We start from the raw sequence: 20,135 nt of genomic DNA on the forward strand, positions 1-20,135 counted from the left end.
GGCCCCCACGGTCGCTCACTTCGTGTAGCTTCCTGCCCCCCCAGGGGGCCGCCCGCCTGCGGTCTGGCGAAGCCAGTCCCGCGGCTCATGCTGGGTTTAAGAACTCAGTGGCCTAGCCGACGGGTATTTCACCAGCGGGGGCCGCGGGTCCCGCGTTGCCGGCCCCAGGCGCCGCCCCCTTGAGGGGGGAACAAGCTACACGCAGTGAGCTTGGACAGGGGTGCTATAATGTCAGGCTTAGCGGAAAGTGCCCAGGACTGGCTTGTGTGGCTCCCGCAACGAATAAGGAAAGATCATGAAAGAAGGCATTCACCCCAATTACCGCGAAGTTTGTTTCCTGGACCTGTCCAACAACTTCAAGTTCGTCACCCGCTCCTGCGTGAACACCAAAGAAATGGTGAAAATGGACGACGGTCGCGAACTGCCCCTGTACAAGCTCGATACGTCCAGCGAATCGCACCCCTTCTACACCGGCACGCAAAAATCCGTGGACAACATGGGCGGCCGCGTCGAGAAATTCCGCAACCGTTTCGGCAAAACCACCGCCGCCGCCAAAGAGGCTGCGCCCGAAGCTGCCAAGTAAGCTGCGAACCTTTCGCCAGCCTGCAAAAAGCAGCCTGAATTTCAGGCTGCTTTTTTTTCGGCAAAATTTGCCGGGTGCCGCAAAACCAGGCTGTCCGGTTTGACGCAAAATCACCGGTGGCCCGGGATGCCGGACTGACGGCCATCCCCGCCCCCATCGCCTTTCGCCGACTTACCCGTTTTGAACAAACCTTCCCCCGCCATCATCGCCCAGTCCGCCGTGCGCCGCCTGCCGCGGCTTGCTCTGTGGCTGTTCTGCGCAGCCTATGTATTGCCGGGCTTTCTGGGGCGCGGCCCCTGGAAGAATGAGGACATCGCAGCCTTCGGCGTGATGCGCGAACTCGCATCGACGCTGGCCAATTGGCTGCAGCCGCAGTTGCTGGGCCGGGCCACCGAGTTTGACGCGCTGGTGCCCTACTGGCTGGGCGCGATTGCCATCAAGTGGCTTCCCTTTCTGGACCCGGCCGCGGCGGTGCGCGTGCCGTTTATCGGGCTGCTGGTGCTGACCCTGCTGGCAACCTGGTATGCCGTTTATTACCTGGCGCGCAGCCCGCAGGCGCAGCCGGTGGCCTTTGCCTTTGGCGGCGAAGCCAGCCCGGTGGACTACGCCCGGGCGATTGCCGACGCCGGCCTGCTGGCGCTGATCGCCAGCCTGGGCTTGGCGCAACTCTCCCACGAAACCACGCCGGCGCTGGCGCAGCTGGGCTTCACGGCGCTGGCGTTTTACGCGATGGCGGCCAGCCCCTACCGCCCTGCCACCAAAATCCTGGGTCCCGCCTTCGGCCTGCTGGTCGGCCTGGCCGGGCTGGCCCTGAGCGGCGCGCCGACGCTGGCCCTGCTGCTGGGTGTGGGCGGTGCGCTGGTGGAATGGATGCATATGCACTGGGGCGCCGACCGCTCGGACCCCGCGGCCAAGCGGCAATCCTGGCACTGGGTGCTGCTGATCACCGCCATCACGCTGGGCGTGTCGCTGCTGGCCTATGGGCTGGACCTCTGGCGCTGGCGCATTCACCTGCCCGGCAGCGACGACGCCTCCGCCTGGAGAGACTGGCGCAGCCTGGGGCGCCTGCTGCTGTGGTTCACCTGGCCGGCCTGGCCGCTGGCGATGTGGACGCTTTTTCGCTGGCGCCGGCAGCTGGCCAGCCGTCACGTCGCCCTGCCGCTGTGGTTTGCCGCCATGGCCGTGGCCGCCACGCTGAGCACGACGGCTTCCGACCGCAGCCTGCTGCTGAGCCTGCCGCCGCTGGCCGCGCTGGCCGCCTTCGCGCTGCCCACGCTCAAACGCAGCGTGGCCTCGCTGATCGACTGGTTCACGCTGCTGTTCTTCACGGGCTGCGGCATCATCATCTGGGTGGTGTGGATCGCCATGCAGACCGGCGTGCCGCGCCAGCCCGCCGCCAACGTCGCCAAGCTCGCGCCCGGTTTTGAACCCAGCTTTTCCTGGCTGGCGTTCCTGGCGGCGCTGGCCGCAACGCTGGCCTGGGCCTGGCTTGTCAAATGGCGGGCCGGGGCGCAACGCGCGGCCGTGTGGAAATCGCTGGTGTTGCCGGCCGGTGGCGCAACCTTGTGCTGGCTGCTGCTGATGACGCTGTGGCTGCCGCTGCTCGACTACGCGCGCAGCTTCGCGCCCCTGTCGCGCCAGATCGCCAGCCTGGTCGACAAAAAAGCCTGCGTTGAAATTTACGGCATAGGCAGCGCCCAGGCCGCCGCCCTGCAGTACCACGGCCAGCTCGAACTGCGCCAGGCCGGCCCGCAGGCCAGCTGCCCCTACCTGATCGTCGACGTCGAAGCGCAGCCCACGCTCAGCAGCATCGTCAACCTGCCCGACTGGGCCTTCCAGGCGACGGTGCGCCGGCCCACGGACAAGACCGAGAACGTGCTGCTCTACAAACGCATCAGCTCCGACGCCCCGGCCAAACCAACCGCCACTTCGCGCCGCGCCAACGGCAAACCCAGGCCTTGAGCGAACTCAAGGTCATCAGCCGGCACGCGGGCACCGTGCTGGTCGGGCAACTGGCCATCATGGCTTTCGGCGTGGCCGACACCGTGATCGCGGGCCGCTACAGCGATGATGCGCTGGCGGCGCTCTCGGTGGGTTCGGCCCTTTACGTCAGCGTCTACGTCGGGCTGATCGGCATCGTGCAGGCGCTGTTGCCCATATGGGCCGAGATGCTGGGCGCGCGGCGCCACGAGGCGGTGGGCACCTCGCTGCGGCAAAGCATGTATCTTTGCGGCTTTATCGTCGTGGCCGGCATGGTCCCCATGCTGTTTCCCGGCCCGCTGCTGCGCTGGGCCCAGGTGCCCGAACTGATGCGGGACGAGGTGCAGCACTACCTCGCGGTGCTGGCCTTTGCATTCGCCCCCTCGCTGCTGTTTCGCATCTACAGCACCTTCAACCAGTCGCTGGGCAAACCGCTGCTGGTCACCTGGCTGCAGGTCGGCGCCCTGCTGGTCAAGATTCCGCTGTCGATCTGGCTGGTGACAGGCGGCGCCGGTGTGGAACCCATGGGCGCCGTGGGCTGCGCCTGGGCCACGCTGATCGTGAACTACCTGTTGCTGGTGCCGGCTGTGCTGATGCTGCGCACGCAGGCCATGTACCTTCCTTACCGCATCTGGCGGCGCATGGAAAAGCCCGACTGGTCGCAAATCGGCAACTTCGCGCGGCTGGGCATCCCGGGCGGGCTGGCTTACCTGGTGGAGGTCACCTCTTTCACTCTCATGGCTCTCTTCATCGCGCGGCTCGGCACGGTCGCGTCGGCCAGCCACCAGATTGCGGCCAGCGTGGCGGCGGTGCTCTACATGATGCCGCTGTCGATGGCGATTGCCTGCAGCGCGCGCGTCTCGTTCTGGATGGGCGCCGGGCGCCCGGACTACGCCAAACGAGTGGTGCTGCTGGGGCTCAAGCTCACCGGATTGGCGGCTGTCACGCTGGCGGCTTTTGTCTCCGTGGCGGGGCCTTTGCTGGCGGGCTGGTATTCAGGCAACCCCGAGATCGTCGCCCTCGCCTCTTCGCTGCTGGTGTGGGTGGCCTTCTACCATGTGGCCGACGCGACCCAGGCGCTGACCGCGTTCCTGCTGCGCTGCTACCGCATCACCATCATGCCGCTGGCGCTCTACGGCGTACTGCTCTGGGGCCTGGGCCTGCTGGGCGGCTACCGCATGGCTTATGAGGGCATCGCCGGCCATCCGGCCACACAATCGGCCGCCAGCTTCTGGGCGGCCAGCACGGCGGCCATCGCGTTGGTGGCGGCTTGCCTTCTGGGATTGCTGTGGCACGCGGTCAGGCGCAGCCTGCGGGTGGCCCCCTCTACTCAGGTGGCCTGAGCAGGCTGGGCGGCCTGAACCCGGCGCACGCGCGCCGCCGGAAAGACGATGGAAAAACACGAACCCTGGCCGGGTTCACTCTGGATGTTCAATTCCGCGCCGTGGCGCTGGGCCACATGCTTGACGATGGCCAGGCCCAGGCCGGTGCCACCGGTTTCGCGTGAGCGGCTGCGGTCTATGCGGTAAAAGCGCTCCGTCAGGCGCGGCAGGTGTTCGGGCGCAATGCCGGGGCCGGTGTCCTTGACCTTGAACTCCCCGCGCCCGTCTTCCAGCAATGTCCAGCTGACGCGCACCAGGCCGCCCTCGGGCGTGTAACGCACCGCGTTGGTCACGAGGTTGGACATCGCGCTGTACAACTCGGTCTGCACGCCAGCGATTTCCGAGGCCGGTCCGGCATCAAACTCCAGCCGGTGTCCCTGCGGCGCGAGTACTGCGGACAGCGCCCTGGCCTCCTGCTCGCACTGGGCAAGCAAGGCACTCAATGTCATCCAGTCGCTGGCGCCCGGGAAAGGGCTGCCTTCAAGGCGCGACAAGGTCAGCAGGTCATTGACCAGCGTCTGCATGCGCTGCGATTGCTGCGACATCAGCGCCAGGTAACGGGCGCGCTCCGGCTCCTTGAGCGGCAGGGTTTGCAGGGTTTCGATAAACCCCGACAGCACCGTCAGCGGGGTGCGTATCTCATGCGACACATTGGCCACAAAATCGCGGCGCATGGCCTCGGCCAGTTCCACGGCCGTGATGTCGCGCGACAGCAGCAGCTTGCGGTCCTTGCCGTAGGAATGAACATGCACCGACAGCTTCACCGGGCGCGCCGGCGTGCTGGCACTGCCCGGGATCACCACGTCGTGCTTGAAGTTACCCGCAGCCATATAAGCCTTGAAGGCCGGGTCGCGCACCAGGTTGGCGATGTGCTGCAGCACATCGCGCTGGGCGTCGAAGCCGAAATGCTGGCTGGCCATCTGGTTGCACCATTCGATGCGGCCTTGCGCGTCGAGCAGCACCACGCCGCTCGGCGAGGCCTGCATGGCCGCCAGGAATTCGTCGAGGCGGGCCTGGCTTTCCTGGTATTGCTGGTCGCGGTTTTTCAGCAGCCGCCGGGTCCGGTCGGCGACCTCGCCCCACACGCCGGGCAGGCTGGGGGCCGTGCCGGCCATCACGGCCGGGGTTTCATTGTTTTGTTCGGTGCGCAGCCAGCGCAGCAGGCGGTTGATGAAGAAGCTGTCGATCACCAGCCAGACCAGCGCCCCCACGGCCAGGCCTATGCCCAGCCCGAAGCTGAGGCCGTTGACGGTGCGCTCCCAAAAGCCCAAACCGCCGCCGACAATCATGCAGGCGGCGAAAATAATCCAGCGGTTGATCATGCGCTGGATTGTGCGCCGGATACCGCGGCAACCACCGGGTTGTTGGCGGCCATCGCGGTCAGGCGGTAGCCGGCGCCGCGAACGGTTTCCACCATGGTGCCCGCCGTGCCCAGCGCTTCGCGCAGGCGTTTGACGTGGACGTCGACCGTGCGCTCTTCAATGAAGACGTGGTCGCCCCACACCTTGTCGAGCAGGGAACTGCGGCTGTGCACGCGTTCGGCGTGCTTCATCAGGTAGTGCAGCAGCTTGAACTCGGTGGGGCCCAGTTTGAGTTCCTGGCCCTGGTAGGAAATGCGGTGCGTGGCGGCATCGAGGACCAGCGCGCCCACGGCCACGCTGTCGTTCACCGACTCGGGTGCGCGGCGGCGCAGCACGGCGCGTATGCGCGCCAGCAGTTCCTGGGTTGAAAACGGCTTGGTGATGTAGTCGTCGGCGCCGGCGTCCAGCCCGGCCACCTTGTCAGGCTCATCACCGCGAGCCGTCAGCATGAGGATGGGAATGCTCTTGGTGCGCGCCTGCTTGCGCCAGTGGCGCGCCAGGGCGAGGCCGCTCTGCCCCGGCAGCATCCAGTCGAGCAGGATGGCGTCGGGCAGCACGGCGTCGAGCTCGCGCTGGGCCGACACGCTGTCTTCCGCCACCACGGGATCGAAGCCGCCATGCCGCAGGTTGACGGCAATCAGCTCGGCAATGGCCGGCTCGTCTTCAACAATCAGTATGCGTGGCAGGTGTTTCATTCCGTCTTTACTTTACTGCAGACTCGATCTGCTCCATCGGGGTGTGCCGCACGTCGGCGCCCTTGACGATGTAGATGATGAACTCCGCGATGTTCTTGGCATGGTCGCCCACGCGCTCTATGGCCTTGGCCACGAACAACAGGTCCAGGCTCGGCGAAATCGTGCGCGGGTCTTCCATCATGTACGTGATGAGCTTGCGCACAAAGCCGTCGAATTCCTGGTCGATCTGGTCGTCTTCCTTGAGGATGGAAACCGCCACCGCGGTGTCCAGCCGGGCAAACGCATCCAGCGCCTTGCGCAGCAGGCCGGAGGCCAGCTCCGCCGCGATGCGCAGGTCGGACGAAGGCAGGGCCCGGGCCGAGCCGCTTTCGATGATGGACTTGACCATGCGCGCGATCTTCTCGGCTTCGTCGCCGGCGCGCTCCAGGTTGGCCGTGGTCTTGGAAATCGCTATCAGCAGGCGCAGGTCGCGGGCCGTGGGCTGGCGCCGCGCAATGATGGAGGACAGCTCGCGGTCGATGTCGATTTCCATCGCATTGACGCGCGATTCGGTTTCGATGACCTGGTTGGCGCTTTCGGCGCTGAACTGGGACAGCGCATAGATGGCCAGGCGGATCTGCGACTCGACGAGGCCGCCGAGTTCCATGACGCGCGAGGATACGCCGTTGAGTTCGCTGTCAAACTGGGTCGATAGGTGTTTATCAGGCATGTGTGTTCCTCAGTCCGTATTCAGCCGAAACGGCCGGTGATGTAGTCTTCGGTCTCTTTGCGTTTTGGCTTGAAGAACAGGTCTTCGGTGGCGCCGAATTCAACCAGGTCGCCCAGATACATATACGCCGTGTAGTCGCTGCAACGGGCGGCCTGCTGCATGTTGTGCGTCACGATGACCACCGTGTAGTCGTTCTTCAGTTCGGCGATCAGTTCTTCCACTTTGGCGGTCGAGATCGGGTCGAGTGCCGAGCAGGGCTCGTCGAGCAGCAGCACCTCCGGCTTGATGGCGATGCCGCGGGCAATGCACAGGCGCTGCTGCTGGCCGCCGGAGAGGCTGGAGCCGCTCTGGTTCAGCTTGTCCTTGACTTCGGTCCACAGCGCGGCCTTGCGCAGCGCCCATTCCACGCGCTCGTCCATGTCCGAGGCGTTCAGGCTTTCGAACAGCTTCACGCCGAAAGCGATGTTGTCGTAGATCGACATCGGGAACGGCGTCGGCTTCTGGAACACCATGCCGACCTTGGAGCGGATCAGCGCCACGTCTTTTTTGGACGTCAGCAGGTTCTCGCCGTCGAACATGATTTCGCCTTCGGCGCGCTGCTCGGGGTAAAGCTCATACATGCGGTTGAAGATGCGCAGCAGCGTGGACTTGCCGCAGCCCGATGGGCCGATGAAAGCCGTGACCTTCTTTTCGGGAATTTCCAGGTTGATGCTTTTGAGGGCGTGGAACTTGCCGTAATAGAAGTCGAGGTTCTTGACCGATATTTTCGATTGTTCGCGTTGTGCGGTAAGGGTGTCCATCTGTGACCTTGTATTGAGGTGTGGGCTAGGGCTAAGCATCAGCCGGTCAGTTTTTGGCGCGTGTCAGAACGCGCGCCAGGATGTTCAGGCCAAGCACGGCCATGGTGATCAGGAACACGCCCGCCCATGCCAGTTGCTGCCAGTTCTCATAGGGGCTCAGGGCAAACTTGAAGATCGTCACGGGCAGGCTGGCCATGGGCTGGTTCAGGTCCGAAGTCCAGAACTGGTTGTTCAGCGCCGTGAACAGCAGCGGCGCCGTTTCACCGGCAATCCGCGCAACCGCCAGCAGGATGCCGGTTGTGACGCCGGCACGGGCCGCACGCAGCGTGATGCTGGTGATGACCTTCCACTTCGGCGCGCCCAGGGCGTAAGCGGCTTCCCGCAGGCCCGGCGGCACCAGCTGCAGCATGTTCTCCGTGGTGCGGATGACCACGGGAATCACGATCAGCGCGAGCGCCAGCACGCCAGCCCAACCCGAATAGGACTTGAACTGCGACACGACAACGGTGTAGACGAACAGGCCGATCACGATGGATGGCGCCGACAGCAGGATGTCGTTGACGAAGCGCGTCACCGAAGCCAGCATGCCCTTGGTGTTGTATTCGGCCAGGTAGATGCCGGCCATGATGCCGATAGGCGTGCCGACAAAGGTGGCCAGCAGCACCATCAGGAAGGAGCCGTAAATCGCGTTCGCGATACCGCCCTCTTCATTCGGCGCCGGCGTCATCTGGGTCAGCGTGGCCCATGAGAGCCCACCCACGCCCAGGCGAATCGTTTCCCACAGAATCCATGCCAGCCAGAACAGGCCGAAGGACATGGCCGCCAGGGAGAGGACCAGCGCGATCCCGTTCACCCGCTTGCGCCGGGCGAACTTGGCCAGGCGCGCATTGTCCGCTACGGTGCTCATGTTTTCACCCCTTCACTTTTCCGCAGTTGGGCCAGCAACAGCTTGGACAGCGACAGCACGACAAAGGTGATGAAGAACAGCACCAGGCCCAGATAGATCAGAGCCGCCTGGTGCAGGCCTTCGCCCGCTTCGGCGAACTCGTTGGCCAGCGCCGACGTGATGCTGTTGGCAGCCTGGAACAGGCTCAGCGAGTCGAGCTGGTTGAAATTGCCGATGACGAAGGTGACCGCCATGGTCTCGCCCAGCGCGCGACCCAGTCCCAGCATGATGCCGCCGACCACACCGGCTTTGGTGTAAGGCAGCACGACTTTGGAAACGACTTCCCAGGTGGTGGAGCCCAGGCCGTAAGCCGACTCCTTGAGCAGCACCGGCGTCACTTCAAACACGTCCCGCATCACCGAAGCGATGAAGGGAATGATCATGATGGCCAGGATGATGCCGGCCGACAAAATGCCGATGCCCACGGGAGGGCCGGACACCAGCGCGCCCAGGTAAGGCACGCCGCTGAAAAGGCTTTGCAAGGGCTGCTGGACGTAGGTGGCCAGGATAGGCCCGAACACCAGCAAACCCCACATGCCGTAGACGATGGACGGAACGGCGGCAAGCAGTTCGATGGCCGTGCCCAGCGGCCTTTTAAGCCATGCGGGCGACAGCTCGGTCAGGAACAGCGCGATGCCGAAGCTCACCGGCACCGCGATGACCAGCGCGATCAGCGAGGTGGCGATGGTGCCGTAAATCATGACTAGGCCGCCGTACTCGCCCTTGACGGGGTCCCACACGCTGCTGGTCAGAAAACCGAGGCCGTATTTGCTGATGGCGGGCCAGGCCCCTATCACCAGGGATACCAGGATGCCGGCCAGCAAGGCCAGCGTCAGCCAGGCCGCGCCCTGCGCAGCCCAGCCGAAAAGCCGGTCCGCCAAGGGGCTTCTGCGCACGGCATTGCCAGGGGGAGGATTGGTCATATCGCGTCCGGTCGCTTTGGCCGGGTGGTCAAAAGCGGCCCGGCTAGCCGGAAGTGTAGAGGACACGTGGGAAACCCCTATATTTTGTAAAGACTGAGGAAAACAGCAGGCGGCGCTTGCGCTTTGCTCTTACTTGTAGGCCACCGTCTTGCCGGATGCGTCCTTGATGTCGCCCCAGGCTTTTTCGATGATGGTCTTCACGGCGGCGGGCATGGGCACATAGTCCAGGTCGTCGGCGGTCTTGTCGCCGTTTTTGTAAGCCCACTCAAAGAACTTGAGCGAAGCGGCGGCCTGGGCTGGCTTGTCCTGGACTTTTTGCATCAGGATGAAGGTCGCGCCGGTGATGGGCCACGAATCCTTGCCTGGCTGCTCGGTCAGGATCTGGTAGAAGCTCTTGGACCATTCGGCACCGGCGGCGGCTGCCTTGAAAGCGCCGTCTTCAGGGGACACGAAGTTGCCGGCAGCGTTCTTCAGCTGGGCGAAAGTCATCTTGTTTTGTTTGACGTAAGCGTATTCCACGTAGCCGATGGAATTAGGCAGACGGCCGACGAATGCCGCCACGCCTTCATTGCCCTTGCCGCCGGCGCCCACTGGCCAGTTCACGGCCGTGCCCTCGCCCACTTTGGACTTCCACTCGGCGTTGACCTTGCTCAGGTAGTTCGTGAAGATGAAGCTGGTGCCGGAACCATCGGCGCGGCGAACCGGTGCGATGGCCGCGTCTGGCAGGGCCAGCGTGGGGTTCAGGGCCTTGATGGCCGGGTCGGTCCACTTGGTGATCTTGCCGAGGTAGATGTCGCCCAGCACCTGGCCGCTCAGCTTGAGCTGGCCGGGGGTGATGCCCTTGATGTTGACCACGGGAATCACGCCGCCGATCACGGTGGGGAACTGCATCAGGCCCTTCTTGGCCAGTTCGTCGTCTTTCAGGGGGGCGTCGGATGCGCCGAAATCGACGGTCTTGGCTTCAATCTGGCGCAAACCGGCACCCGAACCCACCGACTGGTAGTTGATCTTGACGCTGGTGGCCTTGTTGTAGTCGGCGGCCCACTTGGAATACAGGGGAGCCGGGAAGCTGGCGCCGGCGCCGGTCACGTCCTGGGCGGTCGCCAGGGTGGCGAACGATGCGAAGGCAAGGCCCATTGCGGCCGTCAGGGAAGCTTTAAAAGTCACATTCATCAGAACACCTCTTGGGTTGGGATTGATTCGGTTAGTTGGGGTTGATAGGAGAGATGCGTTGACTGTAGGAAGCTTATGTGACAGGGATGTGACATATATGACAGTCATCCGGAGGGGCTTCCGTCGTGGGGAATGTCACAAAACCTTCAAATATCCGTCACGAATCTGTCACCAGCCTCTCCTACGCTTGGCCCTGTCTTAATCAGGAGAACTTTCCATGCTGAACCGCCGCTTTCTGGTCCTCACCGCCACCGTTGCCGCTGTCGCCGCCCTCGCCGGCTGCGCCACTTCTTCCACCCCCGTGTCTGTCGCCGACACCATTGCCGCCCAGCCGCAGTTGAGCACGCTCAACGGCCTGGTGGCCAAGGCCGGGCTGACCGACACGCTCAAGGGCACCGGCCCTTACACCGTGTTCGCGCCCACCAATGCCGCTTTCGCCAAGGTGCCCGCCAAGACCATGGACGAACTCGCCAAGGACCCCGCCAAACTCAAGGCCGTCCTGACTTACCACGTCATCCCCGGCAAAGTCATGGCCGCCGACGTCAAGAACGGCAACAGCAAGACCGTCAATGGTGCCAACGTGGCGCTCTCCAAGGCCGGCGAGTTCGTGACCGTGGAAGACGCCATGGTCCAGACCGCCGACATCTCCGCCACCAACGGCGTGGTGCACGTGGTCGATGCCGTGCTGATTCCTCCAGCACGCTGATACGCAACACGCGAGGCCGCGCGCCTCGCTCCCGCTTGCCCCTCAGGCCTTTGCTTTCCCCGGAAGGCAAAGGCCTCGTCAATTTCCCCTTCCCTTCCTTCGATACTTGATGGCGGACATCCCGCCTGGAATTCCCGATGCCCATTCCCCTGTTCCAGCCCCTCTCCAATCGCCGCCGGCTGTTGCAACACGCCGGCGTGCTGGCCGCAAGCGTCGCCGCACCGGCGTGGGCGCAACCCGCGAAATCCGCATCACGCAACCTCGCAGTGGCTCAGGTGGTGGATTTTTCGCAGGCGCAGCAGGACGTCTCCAAGGATTTCTTGATCGGCTCGAGGGCTGCCTGGCAGGACATCAACGCCAAGGGCGGCATACGCGGGCGCCGGGTCGACCACCAGACGCTGGAAACCGACGGCACGCCGGCCAGCCTGAGGACGGCCCTCGACTCCGTCAAGGACAACGCCTCCTGCGTGGCACTGTCCGGCAGCGTCGGCGACCTCGTGGCCAGCCAGATCGTGGCCCTCTCCCACAAGGGCGGGTTGGCCATGGCGCACGTGGCGCCCTGGCTGCAGAACTCCAGCCTGGAGATCGACGACAAGACCTTCCCGATTTTTGCGGCGCGCCAGGAGCAGATGGCTTACGCGCTCAAAAACCTCTCCTCCATGGGCCTGAAGGAACTGGGCGCGATTTATGCCACGCCCCAGGACTACAGCGCCTACCACGCCGACGTCGAACGCATCACCACCGCCCTGCAACTCAAGCTGCAGGCCTACAAAGGCGCCGACGACCTGCGCGCGCTGGGCCAGAAGCTCACGCCGCGCACGCCCGCTGTTTTGCTCTTTGTGGGCGGAACGCCGGAGCTGGCCGAATTCACCCAGGGCCTGGAAAAACAATCGCGCCAGCGCTACATCGTGGCCCTGGCGGACGTCAACCTGCAGACCATGCTGCAAATGGGCGCGGCGCGCAACACCCCGGTGATCGCCACGCAACCCGTGCCCCTCGTCAACGCCAACCTGCCCGTCGTCAGGAGCTACCGCGAAACGCTGGCGCGCCTGTTCGACGAGCCGCCCGCGCCGCTGAGCCTGGCCGGCTTCATCGCCGCGCGCTACACCTACGAGGTGCTCAACGAGGTGGACGGCGCGCTGAACCGCCAGAACGTCCTGGCCGCCTTCCAGCGCCGCGCCGCCATGAACGTGGGCGGCTTCAGCGTGAGCTTCAACCCCGAGCGGCGCAGCAGTACCTACGTCACGCAAAGCATGATGACGGTCGACGGCCGGCTGATCGGCTAAGCCCCCCGGAATGCTCATGCGAGTCCCGCGCGAAAGCTATGCGCAGCCCTTAAACTCAGACATGCAAAATGGAACGCTGCTCGCGGCTGTGGACCTGGGGTCCAACAGCTTTCGCCTCGAAATCGGCCGCTTTGACCACGGCCGCATACACCGCACCGAATACCTCAAGGAAACCGTCCGCCAGGGCAACGGGCTGGACGCCGACCGCAACCTGACCCCGGACGCCATGCAGCGCGGCTGGGACTGCCTGGCGCGCTTCGGCGAACGGCTGGCGGGTTTCAAAAAATACCAGGTCCGCGCGGTCGCCACCCAGACCCTGCGCGAAGCGCGCAACCGCGAGGAATTCCTCGCCCGCGCCCACAAGATCCTCGGCTTTGCCATCGACGTGATTCCCGGCCGCGAAGAAGCCCGGCTGATCTACCAGGGCGTGGCGCACCTGCTACCGCAATCCGATGAACGCCGGCTGGTGGTCGACATTGGCGGGCGCTCCACCGAGATGATCCTGGGCAAGGGCCTGGAAGCGCGCACCATGGAGTCCTACCGCGTCGGCAGCGTGGCCTGGTCCATGAAGTACTTCCCCGACGGCCAGTTCACACAACGCGCCTTCGCCACCGCCGAGGTAGCCGCCAAGGCGGTGCTCGACGAAGCCGTCAACGCCTACCGCGCCGACGCCTGGGACACGGCCTACGGCTCCTCCGGCACCATAGGCGCCGTCAGCGACGTATTGACGGCCGGCGGCTGGCCCGCGGGCCAGGTCACGCGCGAGGGCCTCGATTGGCTGCTGGACCGCCTGCTCAAGGCGCAAAGCGCAGAACGCCTGAAACTCGACGGCATGAAGGACGACAGGCGCGCCGTCATAGGCGGCGGTGTCAGCGTCTTGCGCGCCGTGTTCGACCTGCTCGGCATCTCCCACATGGAAGCCGCCCAGGGCGCCCTGCGCCACGGCGTGCTCTACGACCTGCTGGACCGCGAGCAGGACCTGACCGATTTGCGCTCCACCACCGTGCAGCGCCTGTCCAGCAAATTCAACGCCGATGCCGCGCAGGCCCAGCGGGTCAGCAAGGTGGCCAAACACCTGTTCGTGATGGCCGGCGCCGGCATGCCCGCCGCCGACTCCCTGCGCTTTCAGCGCAAGCTCGAATGGGCCGCGCAGCTGCACGAAATCGGCAGCCAGATATCGCACAGCGATTACCACAAGCACGGCGCCTACATCCTGGACAACGCTGACGCGCCGGGCTTTGCCCTGCCCGAGCTGCACCGCCTCAGCCTGCTGGTGCTGGGCCACCGCGGCAAGCTGCGCAAGCTCGAAGTCAATTTTGAAGACCGGGTGTTCATCCAGCAGCTGCTGTGCCTGCGCCTGGCGGTCATCCTGTGCCACGCCCGGCGCGATCCGGACTTGAAAGGCCTGCAGCTGGAATGCGGCGCCGAACCCGGCCGGATTTTTGTGCTGAACTGCCGAGCCGGCTGGGCGCAGGCCTTTCCGCAATCGGCCCACCTGCTGCAGGAAGAAGTGCTGGCCTGGCAGAAGACGCCGTGGACACTGGTTGTTCCCGGTCCCTGAATCTTCCGTCCTGCACCGCAGGGCCAAGGGGCCGGGTTGACTGCATTCAGATAAACCATATAAACTATATATACGGTTTATTTGACCGCACACCAAAAAGGACCATCCATGGCAACCAGCAAACAAGCAACTGCAAAAACCGCCGCACCGGCACCCGCAACGCCAGCGGCTCCCGTAAAAACCGCGACCAAACCAACCCCGAAAAAGGCATCCCCCGCCAAGGCCCCGGCCGGCAAAAAAGCCACGGTCAAGAAAGCCGTAGTGAAAAAGGCCGGCGCCAAGAAGCCCGCCGCCAAACCCCAGGCAAGCGCCAAGCCGGCCAAAGCCGCCAAGCCGGAAAAAACCAAAAAGCCAAAACTGGTGCGCGACAGCTTCACCATCCCCAAAGCTGAATACGTGGTGCTGGACGACCTCAAGCAACGCGCCGCCCGCCTGACCCGCCCCGCCAAGAAAAGCGAACTGCTGCGCGCCGGCATCAAGCTGCTGGCCAGCGTTTCTGACGCGGCTTTCCTGACCGCACTCGAGCAGGTGCCCGCCATCAAGACGGGCCGGCCTACGCTGGAAAAGTAAGAAGTCCTAGAGAACTTCTGGTGACTGCACGGTCACCACCACGATCTGGTTATGGCCTTCGCGGTCACGGCTGCGCAGCCACCAGACCGACCCTTTCTTCACGGGGCACTCGCTGGCCTGCAGCCCCAGCAGCTGCGCGATGGTTTCGCCCAGAATAGGCTGGTGTCCCACCACCAGGATAGGCGACTTGGACAAAGGCCACTGCACCAGTTCCAGCAACTGCGCCGCGGTCGCGTCGGGCGCCAGTTCATTCCTGATTTTGTATTTGCGCCCCAGCGCCAGCGCGGTCTGCTCGCAGCGCCGTGCCGGGCTCACAAAGATGCGCGCACCTTCGGGCAGCTGGCGGTCCAGCCAGTTGGCCATGCGGGCGGCCTGCTTTTCGCCGCGTGCCGTGAGCGAGCGCTCCAGGTCGCTGCCCCCTTGTGGATCACCTTCTGGCCAGTCTTCCGCTTCCGCATGACGCCACAAGATGAGGTCCATGTCATTTGTCCTGGTGTTGGGGGGCCGAATAGCGGGCCATCAGGGCCGCCTGCGCGCCGTGGCGCGGTGCATCGCCCTGCTGGTTGACGCGCAGGTAGGTGCCGTCGGGCTGCAGGTCCCAGGCGTCGCGCCCGTCGTGCAGGTAGGCCACCAGGCATTCGTCGATGATGCGCCGGCGCAGCACGGGGTCGGTCACCGGCCAGGCCAGCTCCACCCGGCGCAGCATGTTGCGGTTCATCCAGTCCGCGCTCGACAGCAGCAGCGTTTCTTCTTCCGCGCAGCGGAAGTAAAACACGCGTGAATGCTCCAGGAAGCGGCCGATGACGGAACGCACGCGGATGTTGTCGGTCACGCCCGGCACCTGCGCCGGCAGCATGCAGGCGCCGCGCACGATCAGGTCTATCTTCACGCCGCGCTGCCCTGCCCTGACCAGCGCCAGCATCAGGTCCTCGTCGGTCAGCGCATTCATCTTGGCGACGATGCGCGTGTCCTTGCCCTGCAAGGCGGCCTCGCCGAGCGCGTCGATTTTTTCGACCAGCTTGTGGTGCAGCTGGAAGGGGGCGAGCAACAGGTGGTGCAGCTTGGGCAGGCGGCTTTGGCTCGCCAGGTGCACGAACACATTGTCGATGTCGGCCGTCATCAGCGGGTCGGCCGTCAGGTAGCTCAAATCGGTGTAAAGGCGCGCCGTGCGCGGGTTGTAGTTACCGGTGGAAAGATGCGCATAACGCACCAGGTGCCGGCCTTCGCGCCGCGTCACCAGCAGCATCTTGGCGTGTGTCTTCAGGCCGACCACGCCATAGACCACCTGCGCGCCTATGGACTCCAGCATTTCTGCCCAGTTGATGTTGGCTTCTTCGTCAAAGCGCGCCTTGAGCTCCACCACCACCGTCACTTCCTTGCCGCGCCGCACGGCTTCGCGCAGCAGCACCATGAGCTCCGAATCAGCGCCGGTGCGGTAAATCGTCTGCTTGATGGCCAGCACCTGCGGGTCGTTGACGGCCTCGCGCAAAAAGGCCAGCACACCGTCAAAACTCTCGAAAGGCTGGTGGATGGACACGTCGCCCTGCTTGAGACGCTCAAAAAACGACTGGCCAGGCTGCAACTGCGTCGGGTAGCAGGCGCGGTAGCTGGGGAACAGCAGCTTGGGGTCGTTGACCAGGTCCACCAACTGCGTCAGGCGCACCAGGTTGACGGGGCCGTGCACGCGGTACAGCGCCAGCGCCGGCAGGTTGAACTGCCGCAGCAGAAAGCCGGCCAGGTATTCCGAGCAGCCCGCCGACACTTCCAGCCGCACGGCCTGGCCGTAGTGGCGCTGCTCCAGGCCCTGGCGCAAGGCGGTGCGCAGGTTTTTGACGTCGTCTTCGTCCACCGCCAGGTCGGAATGGCGGGTGACGCGGAACTGCGAAAACTGGCCGACGTCGCGGCCGGGAAACAGCTCGGTCAGGTGCGCGCGGATCACGCTGGACAGCGAAACGAACAAGCGGCCTTTGTTGTGGCCATGCGCCGGCATATGGATGAGCCGCGGCAGCACACGCGGCACCTTGACGATGGCGATGTCGTTCTCGCGGCCGAAGGCGTCGTGGCCGCCCAGCCGCACGATGAAGTTGAGCGACTTGTTGGCCACCTGCGGGAAGGGGTGCGAAGGATCCAGCCCGACCGGGATCAGCAACGGCCGCACTTCCCGCTCGAAATACTCCTTCACCCAGCGCCGCTGCGACGCGTTTCGCTCGCCGTGCGAGACCACGCGTATGCCCTGGCGCTCAAAGGCCGGCAGCAGGTCGTCGTTATAGAGGGAGTACTGGCGCGCCACCATGTCGTGCGCGGCGTCCGACAAGGCCTTGAACGACTGCACCGAATACGGCGCCTTCTGCTCATTGGCCTGCGCCGCCGTCAGGTGGGGCGCGGTGCGGACTTCAAAAAACTCGTCCAGGTTGGACGAAACAATGCACAGAAACCTGAGCCGCTCCAGCAGCGGCACGTCGGGGCGCTTGGCCCAGTCCAGCACCCGCTCATTGAAGGCAAGAATGCTGTGGTCGCGGTCCAGGAACTGGACGCTTGGCGCGGCGGCGGCCACCAAGGCGGGTGAAGTGGGCATCAACAAGGCATTTATGTGTCATTAACAACAAGTCACAGTGTTGACTTCTTTCATGACAGTGGCGTGACAGTACTTTTGACTGATGTTGCACCTGCCTGCGATGGCTGGCAAGCAATGCCCTTGGCCCTGTTGTGCCCTGCCGTGACGAGGAAAGACTCGAACAACTGCGCCGCATGGCCCCAGCTGAAGTCCAGGGCCCGCAAGCGCGCTTCATGGCGCGGCACGGCCAGCGCAGCGTAACAAGCCTGTTGCAAATCCTCTTTCATGACACCGCCGTGACAGCTTCCGTCGGCTTTTCCCAGCACTTCCAGAGGACCGTCGACCGGATAAGCCGCAACCGGCGTGCCGGCGGCCATGGCTTCGAGCATCACCAGGCCAAAGGTTTCCGACCGGCTGGGGAACACGAACACGTCGGCCGCGGCATAGACCTTGGCCAGCTCGTCCCGGGCCAGCACGCCCATCCAGCGCACCTGCGGGTAACGCTGCTTGAGCGACTCCTCCAGCGGTCCGACGCCGCAGACCACCTTGGTGCCGGGAATGTCCAGTTTGAGGAAGGACTCGATGTTCTTCTCATACGACACCCGGCCGACAAACAGCGACACCGGCCGCACCAGCGTGCCCATGGGCGGGTGCAGGCGCGGTTGCGGCTCGAAGCCGAAGAGTTCGGTGTCCACGCCGTGCGTCCAGCCGCGCAGGTTCTTGAAGCCGCGTTCCTGCAGCATGCGCAGCACGCCCTGGGTGGGCACCATCACACCCGACGAGGGCCGGTGGAAATGGCGGAACAGCGCATACCCCCAGGACAGCGGGATTTTCAGCGCCGCGTGCAGGATCTCGGGGAACTTGGTGTGGAAAGCCGTCGTGAAGCGCAAGCCGCGTTTGAGGCAGTAGCCGCGCGCCGCCCAGCCCAGCGGGCCTTCGGTGGCGATGTGGATGGCTTCGGGCTGGAAGGCGTCGAGCTTTTCGGTCAGCCCGCGCTTGGGACTCACCGCCAGGTCAATGCCGGCATAACCCGGGCAAGGCCGTGTCTTGAAGAGATTGGGGTGAATCACCTCCACCTGGTGGCCCAGTTCCGAAAGCTCGCGCACCAGTTCCACCAGGGTGGTGACGACGCCGTTGACCTGCGGCTGCCAGGCGTCGGTGATAAGGGCGACCCTCATGCGACCACCGTGGAAGCTACATGGCCGCGGCCCTGCGTTTCGTGGGCCGGCGCCCAGTGCACCAGTTCCAGTGAGCCGTCGAAGTTTTCGACCAGCGCGGTGCGGCTTTCCACCCAGTCGCCGTCGTTGCAGTACAGCACGCCGTTGATGTCGCGCATCTCGGCGCGGTGGATGTGGCCGCAGACCACGCCCTGGTGGCCGCGGCGGCGCGCCTCGTTGGCGACCGCGACTTCGAAGTCGGTGACGTAATTGAGGGCGCTCTTGACCTTTTGCTTCAGGTAGGCCGACAGCGACCAGTAGGGCAAGCCCATGCGCGCGCGCAGGCGGTTCAGGTGGCGGTTGAGTTTGAGCGTGAATTCATACAGGTTGTCGCCCACGTAGGCGAGCCATTTGGCGCACTGCACCACCGCATCGAAGTAGTCGCCGTGGATGATCCACAACTGGCGGCCGTCGGCGGTGGTGTGCACGGCTTCATCGATCACTTCGATGCCGCCGAACTGGTTGCCGATAAATTCACGCGCAAACTCATCGTGGTTGCCGGGCACATAGATGATGCGGCAGCCCTTGCGCGCGCGGCGCAGCAGCTTTTGCACCACGTCGTTGTGCGACTGCGGCCAGTACCAGCGGCGGCGAAGCTGCCAGCCGTCCACGATGTCGCCCACCAGGTAGAGGTTGTCGCTGGGGTGGGCCTTGAGGAAATCCAGCAGCGCCGCCGCCTGGCAACCGGGCGTGCCCAGGTGGATGTCGGAGATGAAGATGGTGCGGTAGCGCTTGCGCAGCGAGTCGTCATCGTCGTGGTCGTCACCGGCCCCGCCGAATCCGTTGCCCAGCGCCCCCATGGCGTCAAACATGTTTCGCATCAGGCCTCCGTGGCGTTGCCCGGCACCGGTTTGCCGGAAAAATGCTTGAGGTAGCGCGGCGGCAGGTCGGCGATGCGCATCATCATGGGCAGGTCGGCCGAGTTGAAATCAGGGTCCCAGGCCGGCGCGCCCAGCACCTTGGCGCCCAGGCGCAAATAGCCCTTGATCAGCGCGGGCGGCTCCACGTCCAGCGTGTCGTCGAGCTTCTCGACCGGCAGCGCCAGGCGTGGCGTAACGCGGTATTCGATGGCGGCCAGGTGGGTTTCACGCACCTGGCGCCAGATGCTGGCGGCAGCGTGGCCACTCGATACGCCGTTGTGCTGCATGGGGATGCTGGCGCAGCCGATCATGGTGTCCAGCTGGTTGCGCGACATGAATTCGGCCAGCGCGCCCCACAGCGCCAGGATGACGCCGCCGTGGCGGTGGTCGGCATGCACGCAGCTGCGACCCAGTTCCACCATGCGCTCGCGCAGCGCGCGCAGCCGTGTCAGGTCGAACTCGGTGTCGCTGTAGGTGCTGCCCACGCGCTTGGCCTGGGTCGGCGTGAGCACGCGGTAGGTGCCGATGACGTCCTGGGTTTCGGCGTCGCGCACCAGCAGGTGTTCGCAATAGTCGTCAAACAGGTCCACGTCGTGGCCGGGCAGCGTCTTGGACAGCGTGGCGCCCATCTCGAGCGCGAAGACCTGGTACCTCAGGCGCTGCGCCTGCCGGACCTCGTCCTGGTGCCGGGCCCAGCTGACCGAAATTTTCCCCACTGGAGCCCTTTGAACAGGGGCTGGACTGACAGCATGACCGCTTTGATGAAGTGACCCCCGTGGCATTGCGACTGGCGACAATGCAAAGGTGGGATTGGGCAGTTCTTTCATGG

General features: G+C 64.6%; 19 protein-coding genes. 7 read left to right on the top strand and 12 right to left on the bottom strand.

The features are described 5' to 3' along the window. The first annotated feature begins 295 nt into the window (after positions 1 to 295). The 3 genes from ACLV8F_RS21345 to ACLV8F_RS21355 all read left to right on the top strand — a co-directional run bounded on the left by ACLV8F_RS21345 (position 296) and on the right by ACLV8F_RS21355 (position 3,906). Positions 296 to 583, top strand: coding sequence for a type B 50S ribosomal protein L31 (locus ACLV8F_RS21345; RefSeq protein ID WP_411879876.1), 288 nt, complete (start codon positions 296 to 298; stop codon positions 581 to 583). Between the two features lie 180 nt (positions 584 to 763). Continuing rightward, positions 764 to 2,545, top strand: a complete 1,782-nt coding sequence (locus tag ACLV8F_RS21350; protein WP_411886208.1) for a hypothetical protein — start codon at positions 764 to 766, stop codon at positions 2,543 to 2,545. Next, positions 2,542 to 3,906 carry an MATE family efflux transporter gene (locus ACLV8F_RS21355; protein ID WP_411886209.1) on the top strand — a complete coding sequence of 455 codons (1,365 nt, stop codon included), beginning with the start codon at positions 2,542 to 2,544 and terminating at the stop codon, positions 3,904 to 3,906. The genes ACLV8F_RS21350 and ACLV8F_RS21355 overlap by 4 nt, the downstream gene beginning before the upstream one ends. On the opposite strand, the gene phoR is transcribed toward ACLV8F_RS21355, so the two are convergent. From phoR to pstS, 7 genes are all read right to left on the bottom strand, one after another. Beyond that, a complete protein-coding gene (gene phoR, locus ACLV8F_RS21360) occupies positions 3,894 to 5,267 on the bottom strand; it encodes a phosphate regulon sensor histidine kinase PhoR (protein WP_411886210.1) in 1,374 nt (457 codons plus the stop codon). The two genes, ACLV8F_RS21355 and phoR, sit on opposite strands and share 13 nt — an antisense overlap. Further along, the gene (gene phoB / locus ACLV8F_RS21365; RefSeq protein WP_411886211.1) at positions 5,264 to 6,001 is read right to left on the bottom strand and encodes a phosphate regulon transcriptional regulator PhoB; all 738 of its coding nucleotides are present in this window, start codon (positions 5,999 to 6,001) and stop codon (positions 5,264 to 5,266) included. Before phoB ends, phoR begins: the two co-directional genes overlap by 4 nt. A gap of 7 nt (positions 6,002 to 6,008) precedes the next feature. Continuing rightward, positions 6,009 to 6,710, bottom strand: a complete 702-nt coding sequence (gene phoU, locus ACLV8F_RS21370; protein ID WP_411879881.1) for a phosphate signaling complex protein PhoU — start codon at positions 6,708 to 6,710, stop codon at positions 6,009 to 6,011. 20 nt (positions 6,711 to 6,730) lie between these two features. Beyond that, complete coding sequence (gene pstB / locus ACLV8F_RS21375) at positions 6,731 to 7,510, bottom strand: phosphate ABC transporter ATP-binding protein PstB (RefSeq protein WP_411879882.1); 780 nt, start codon at positions 7,508 to 7,510, stop codon at positions 6,731 to 6,733. 46 nt (positions 7,511 to 7,556) lie between these two features. After that, positions 7,557 to 8,417: a phosphate ABC transporter permease PstA gene (gene pstA / locus ACLV8F_RS21380; protein WP_411886212.1), complete on the bottom strand. Its 861-nt coding sequence runs from the start codon at positions 8,415 to 8,417 to the stop codon at positions 7,557 to 7,559. Further along, positions 8,414 to 9,379 (bottom strand): phosphate ABC transporter permease subunit PstC, encoded by a 966-nt coding sequence (pstC, locus tag ACLV8F_RS21385; RefSeq protein ID WP_411886213.1) that lies wholly within the window; start codon positions 9,377 to 9,379, stop codon positions 8,414 to 8,416. Before pstC ends, pstA begins: the two co-directional genes overlap by 4 nt. Positions 9,380 to 9,508: 129 nt before the next feature. Continuing rightward, positions 9,509 to 10,552: a phosphate ABC transporter substrate-binding protein PstS gene (gene pstS / locus ACLV8F_RS21390; protein ID WP_411886214.1), complete on the bottom strand. Its 1,044-nt coding sequence runs from the start codon at positions 10,550 to 10,552 to the stop codon at positions 9,509 to 9,511. Positions 10,553 to 10,769: 217 nt separating this feature from the next. On the opposite strand from pstS, the gene ACLV8F_RS21395 reads away from it, so the two are divergent. The 4 genes from ACLV8F_RS21395 to ACLV8F_RS21410 all read left to right on the top strand — a co-directional run bounded on the left by ACLV8F_RS21395 (position 10,770) and on the right by ACLV8F_RS21410 (position 14,675). Beyond that, positions 10,770 to 11,258 (top strand): fasciclin domain-containing protein, encoded by a 489-nt coding sequence (locus tag ACLV8F_RS21395; protein ID WP_411886215.1) that lies wholly within the window; start codon positions 10,770 to 10,772, stop codon positions 11,256 to 11,258. Positions 11,259 to 11,395: 137 nt separating this feature from the next. Then, positions 11,396 to 12,544 (top strand): ABC transporter substrate-binding protein, encoded by a 1,149-nt coding sequence (locus tag ACLV8F_RS21400; RefSeq protein ID WP_411886216.1) that lies wholly within the window; start codon positions 11,396 to 11,398, stop codon positions 12,542 to 12,544. 61 nt (positions 12,545 to 12,605) lie between these two features. Beyond that, positions 12,606 to 14,105, top strand: a complete 1,500-nt coding sequence (gene ppx / locus ACLV8F_RS21405) for an exopolyphosphatase (RefSeq protein ID WP_411886217.1) — start codon at positions 12,606 to 12,608, stop codon at positions 14,103 to 14,105. Between the two features lie 108 nt (positions 14,106 to 14,213). Then, positions 14,214 to 14,675, top strand: a complete 462-nt coding sequence (locus tag ACLV8F_RS21410; RefSeq protein WP_411886218.1) for a hypothetical protein — start codon at positions 14,214 to 14,216, stop codon at positions 14,673 to 14,675. Between the two features lie 6 nt (positions 14,676 to 14,681). Here ACLV8F_RS21410 and ACLV8F_RS21415 read toward each other — a convergent pair whose 3' ends face one another. From ACLV8F_RS21415 to ACLV8F_RS21435, 5 genes are read right to left on the bottom strand one after another with little or no spacing between them, the layout of a single operon-like run. Further along, positions 14,682 to 15,155, bottom strand: a complete 474-nt coding sequence (locus tag ACLV8F_RS21415; protein ID WP_411886219.1) for a SixA phosphatase family protein — start codon at positions 15,153 to 15,155, stop codon at positions 14,682 to 14,684. A gap of 1 nt (position 15,156) precedes the next feature. Then, positions 15,157 to 17,250: a polyphosphate kinase 1 gene (gene ppk1, locus ACLV8F_RS21420; protein ID WP_411886220.1), complete on the bottom strand. Its 2,094-nt coding sequence runs from the start codon at positions 17,248 to 17,250 to the stop codon at positions 15,157 to 15,159. A gap of 50 nt (positions 17,251 to 17,300) precedes the next feature. After that, on the bottom strand, positions 17,301 to 18,407 hold the full coding sequence (locus ACLV8F_RS21425) for a glycosyltransferase family 4 protein (RefSeq protein ID WP_411886221.1): 1,107 nt from the start codon (positions 18,405 to 18,407) through the stop codon (positions 17,301 to 17,303). After that, positions 18,404 to 19,267 (bottom strand): UDP-2,3-diacylglucosamine diphosphatase, encoded by an 864-nt coding sequence (locus ACLV8F_RS21430; RefSeq protein ID WP_411886222.1) that lies wholly within the window; start codon positions 19,265 to 19,267, stop codon positions 18,404 to 18,406. Before ACLV8F_RS21430 ends, ACLV8F_RS21425 begins: the two co-directional genes overlap by 4 nt. Next, positions 19,267 to 20,133: a GNAT family N-acetyltransferase gene (locus ACLV8F_RS21435; protein WP_411886223.1), complete on the bottom strand. Its 867-nt coding sequence runs from the start codon at positions 20,131 to 20,133 to the stop codon at positions 19,267 to 19,269. Before ACLV8F_RS21435 ends, ACLV8F_RS21430 begins: the two co-directional genes overlap by 1 nt. Positions 20,134 to 20,135 lie beyond the last annotated feature (2 nt).

Origin of the sequence: Polaromonas sp. YR568, from assembly GCF_943369675.1 — a bacterium.
Classification (GTDB): Bacteria; Pseudomonadota; Gammaproteobacteria; order Burkholderiales; family Burkholderiaceae_C; genus Polaromonas.

Bases quoted from the DNA above. Each gene is read 5' to 3' on its own strand.
- ACLV8F_RS21425 (WP_411886221.1), bottom strand. From the start codon at position 18,407: ATGAGGGTCGCCCTTATCACCGACGCCTGGCAGCCGCAGGTCAACGGC.
- pstA (WP_411886212.1), bottom strand. From the start codon at position 8,417: ATGAGCACCGTAGCGGACAATGCGCGCCTGGCCAAGTTCGCCCGGCGC.
- ACLV8F_RS21435 (WP_411886223.1), bottom strand. From the start codon at position 20,133: ATGAAAGAACTGCCCAATCCCACCTTTGCATTGTCGCCAGTCGCAATG.
- ppx (WP_411886217.1), top strand. From the start codon at position 12,606: ATGCAAAATGGAACGCTGCTCGCGGCTGTGGACCTGGGGTCCAACAGC.
- phoU (WP_411879881.1), bottom strand. From the start codon at position 6,710: ATGCCTGATAAACACCTATCGACCCAGTTTGACAGCGAACTCAACGGC.
- ACLV8F_RS21430 (WP_411886222.1), bottom strand. From the start codon at position 19,267: ATGCGAAACATGTTTGACGCCATGGGGGCGCTGGGCAACGGATTCGGC.
- pstC (WP_411886213.1), bottom strand. From the start codon at position 9,379: ATGACCAATCCTCCCCCTGGCAATGCCGTGCGCAGAAGCCCCTTGGCG.
- pstS (WP_411886214.1), bottom strand. From the start codon at position 10,552: ATGAATGTGACTTTTAAAGCTTCCCTGACGGCCGCAATGGGCCTTGCC.
- ppk1 (WP_411886220.1), bottom strand. From the start codon at position 17,250: ATGCCCACTTCACCCGCCTTGGTGGCCGCCGCCGCGCCAAGCGTCCAG.
- pstB (WP_411879882.1), bottom strand. From the start codon at position 7,510: ATGGACACCCTTACCGCACAACGCGAACAATCGAAAATATCGGTCAAG.
- ACLV8F_RS21410 (WP_411886218.1), top strand. From the start codon at position 14,214: ATGGCAACCAGCAAACAAGCAACTGCAAAAACCGCCGCACCGGCACCC.
- ACLV8F_RS21400 (WP_411886216.1), top strand. From the start codon at position 11,396: ATGCCCATTCCCCTGTTCCAGCCCCTCTCCAATCGCCGCCGGCTGTTG.
- ACLV8F_RS21345 (WP_411879876.1), top strand. From the start codon at position 296: ATGAAAGAAGGCATTCACCCCAATTACCGCGAAGTTTGTTTCCTGGAC.
- phoB (WP_411886211.1), bottom strand. From the start codon at position 6,001: ATGAAACACCTGCCACGCATACTGATTGTTGAAGACGAGCCGGCCATT.
- phoR (WP_411886210.1), bottom strand. From the start codon at position 5,267: ATGATCAACCGCTGGATTATTTTCGCCGCCTGCATGATTGTCGGCGGC.
- ACLV8F_RS21415 (WP_411886219.1), bottom strand. From the start codon at position 15,155: ATGGACCTCATCTTGTGGCGTCATGCGGAAGCGGAAGACTGGCCAGAA.
- ACLV8F_RS21395 (WP_411886215.1), top strand. From the start codon at position 10,770: ATGCTGAACCGCCGCTTTCTGGTCCTCACCGCCACCGTTGCCGCTGTC.